The 4,022-nt window shown below is 61.9% G+C and carries 1 protein-coding gene; it reads left to right on the top strand.

Going from position 1 to position 4,022, the window contains the following annotated elements:
- On the top strand, positions 1–4,022 hold a 4,022-nt coding region (locus M0R47_RS21340; protein ID WP_292558375.1), incomplete at both ends, for an autotransporter-associated beta strand repeat-containing protein.

Here is a 4,022-nt window from a genome sequence, read left to right as displayed (position 1 = left end):
AATGCCGCGCTGAACAGTGCTTTGATCATCAGCAATGGGTCCACTGTTATTGCCGTGGGTGACAACGGCCTCGCTGGCGAGTTCTTCGTGAATGGCTGGAACCAGAACAGCATGGGTGGCATCAACAACCTCCAAGCCTTCATGGCCTCCAACACCCCCAACACGGTCTTCTTCGCCAGCTTCACCAATGGCTTCAATTATCCGGCCAGCACGCCGCTGCCAAACCAGGGCGTGGCCAACTCCGTCGCCCGCTGGCAGGGCCTCTTTAATGCGCCCACCAACGGCCTTTACATCTTCAATACCGCCGTCGTGGATGATTTTGAGGTCATCTATATGGATGGCATCAGACTGACCAATGGCGCACCCATCAACTTGACCGCTGGCGCGCACAACATCGCCGTCTATGTTGCCAACGGCGGCGGTCCCTATGGCGGCGCGGTGGATGTCATCATGCCCGGCGAGGCCCTCGCAGTCCGCCTGAACAACAGCTACCTGTCGGGTTCCGGTCCTGCCATCGGGTCGCTCATCGGAGGGACCGGCGCGCAATTGATGATCAGCAACTGTGTGTTGTTGATCAACCAGACCAATGACACAACCTTTGCCGGCTACGTTACCGGCGCAGGCGGCCTCAACAAGCTCGGCACGAGCATGCTGACGCTGACCGGCACGACCAACGACTGGAGCGGCGGCGTCATCCTCAGCGGCGGACGGCTCAGCATCGGCGATTGGGCCAACATGGGCGTGTCCACCAGCATGATCACCTTCGCCGGTGGTATTCTCCAGATCACTGGCACGTCCATCACGGATCTCGGCAGCCACCCGCTCAACAACAGCGGCGGCATGACCTTCAACGGCGGCCTCGACATTGCGAATGCCGCCAACGTCTTCAGCCTGACCAATGTCCTGACCGGTCCCGGCAGCCTCACCAAGTATGGCGCGGGCACGCTCGTCCTCTCCGCGTCGAACAACTTCCTCGGTGGTGTCACGATCAACGCCGGCACCCTCCGCATCGGCGATCTCACCGCCCTGGGCAGCGGCATGCTCAATGCTAGCGCCGGCACGGTGGACATGTATGGCACCAACGTGATCGTCAACGGTCTCTCGGGCACCAATGCCGTCATCACCGACACGGCCCCGGCCGGTGGCCTCACCACCTTGATGCTCGTGGTCAGCAACATCTACGGCAACACCACCTTTGGCGGCATCATCACCAACGGCACGCGCGAGATCGGGCTGAGGCTTAACGGCCCCGGATCGAGCGGGCTGCTGACGCTGACCAACAACCAGGGCTACACGGGCTCGACCATCATCGACGGCGGCCGGCTCATCCTTTCCAATACCCTCGGCGCGATCTCGCTCTCAACCAACATCACGCTCCGCGGGGGCGGCGGCTTGATTATCAGCAACACGCCGACGATGAACAGCAGCACGCGCCTGCGCGCCGACGCCACGATGACCATGAAGGGCGGCGAATTCACCTTCGGCAACAACGGGGCGGCGGCGACGTACGCGCAGACGGTCGGCACGCTCGCGCTGGAGGCTGGCGGGAACCTGATCTTCTCGATGCAGGCTCCGGCGGGCAGCGCGAGCACGCTGACCTTCAGCGAGATGGTTCGCTCGCCTGGCGTGACGGTCAACTTTGTCGGCACGGGTTTGGGGTTGGGCGCGTCGAACATGATCGTCTTCACGGCAGCGCCGGTGTTGAACAACGGCCTGATCGGGCCGTGGGCGACGGTGAACTACACCAACTGGGCGACGTACGCTGGCGGCTCGGTTTCCAACTTCACGGCTTATACGAAAGTGAACACGACGACCGGCTGGACGCCCACCGACCACGTGCGGCTGGAGAACGCCGATCGCTCGATGGCCGGAAACGCGACCAACTTCAGCATGAGTATCGGCCGGGCGCGCAACGACACATTGAACCTGCTCGGCTACGGGTTGACGGTGGCCAGCGGCGGCATCTTGGACTCGATGAATCCGGGGGCGGACAACAGTTTCGTCATCATCGGCGGCACGCTGACGGCGGGCACCAACAACGGGGGAGCGGCGGAACTCATCTACACGCGGTGGGACTTGTCGAACCTGGGCTACCTCCGGTCCACGATTGTGGACAACGGCCCGTTGTCGCCGGTGGCATTGATCAAGGCTGGCGCGGGCAACCTGACGCTGGAGTCGGAAAACACGTATTTTGGCGGGTCGTCGAACACCTATAGCGGCGGGACAATCATTAACGATGGCCGGATCTATCTGGGCACCGACAACGGGTATCGTCAGGGCGCGTATGCGTTGGGCAGCGGGCCGGTGACGATGAGGGGTGGAACGGAGTTACGGTTGGGCGGCTCGGGTGCGGCGGCCGTGGACGGCGTGGTTTATACGATTGTCAATGACATCACCAACTACGGCGCGCGGATACTGGGCATGGGCGGCAACCAGCACTTGACGGGGACGATGACGCTGGTGATCAGCAACAGCACGCTCTATGTAAACTATGCGCGCAACGACCTGTATGTGGACGGGGTGATTACGGGGGAGTCGGGCATCCAGATCACGAGTGGGAACAACGGCGGCGTGGTGATCTTCAGCAACACCAACAACTACGAGGGAGGCACGTTCATCGATTCGGCTTTGCCCGGCTTCCTGTTTGTGGCCTCGACAAACTCGTTTGGAACGGGCGGTATTACGGCGACGAACATGAACGGGACGGTGGGCGCGCTCTATGCGATCGACCAGGATTTCCTCAATCAGGTCAATGCGAAAGCGGCGGCGCCGGTGTTTGCGGGCATGGGCATGTTCACCAACAGCAGCGCCGCGCTGGACTTCAGCGGGCTGGTGAACCTGGCGGACAGCTTCCTGCAGGCGGCGCCGAATCGTGTGGTGGTGTATGACGGGGACCTGACGCCGGCCAATGCGACGTATCGTTTGAAGGGCAGCTTGCAGGGCGGGACGCTGGTGGTGGGCAGCCAGCTGACAGGCACCAACGGGCTGATGGTGGGCAACGCCGGCACGGTGGTGCTGACGAACAACATCAACGATTACAGCGGTCTGACCTACATCTACTCGGGCGGCGCGCTCCAGATTGGCACGAATTCGGCCTACGGCACGATTGGTGGCGGGGCGGTCAGCAACGTGGGCACGTTGGTGTTTGCGCGGTCGGATGTCTATACCAACAATAACTTTATCACCGGTGCGGGCACGGTGCAGAAGAACGGCACGGGCACCTTGGTGTTGACTGGCAGCAATCTCTATAACGGCGCGACCTATGTGAACAACGGCATCCTGCAGGTTGGCAGCACGAATGCCCTGGGCATTGGCGTGGCCGTGGTCAACTACGGCGGCACGCTCGACCTGAACGGCATCAATCTGACGATGAACAGCCTGGCCGGCACGTTGGGGGGCTTGGTGACGGACAACAGCACGAACGGCGGCGTTACGATGCTTCGGCTTTTGGGCAGCAGTTGGCAGACCTACTCCGGCATCATCGCCGACGGCAGCAACACGCACGTGTCCTTGGGCAAGTTCGGCACGGCCTTGCAGGTCCTCGCCGGCGATAACACCTACACGGGCGGCACTCTCGTCACCAACGGCGTCCTCCGCGCCACCTATGGCATCGGCCTGCCCACTGTTGGCAATCTCACACTGGCCCATGCAGGCGTTTTTGAGACGGGCGTTGGCTTCACCAACGGCCTTGGCAATGGCGACGGCCAGATCCAGATTGTCGCCGGTGGCTCCGGCAGCTATGCCGGCTTTAGCAGCTACAACCTCTACGGCTTCGAGGCATACACCACTGGCATCACCATCAACATCGGTGGCCAAGGCTCCAACTTGGTCTTCGGCTCAACCTACTTCAGTCCCAACGCCTTCGTCCTGAACGCCAGCACAGCCAACGCGTTGTTGACCCTGGAGAACGGCATCGACCTCAACGCCGGCGGTGCCACCCGTTACATCGGCGTCTTCGCTTCCACCAGCATGATCACCGGCGTGATCACCAACAGCTATGGCACCGGCAACCTGCAGAAGGA

It is taken from the genome of Methylobacter sp., from assembly GCF_023227905.1.
Taxonomy (GTDB): domain Bacteria; phylum Pseudomonadota; class Gammaproteobacteria; order Methylococcales; family Methylomonadaceae; genus Methylobacter_A.
This window is presented reverse-complemented; position numbering and strand designations above follow the sequence as displayed.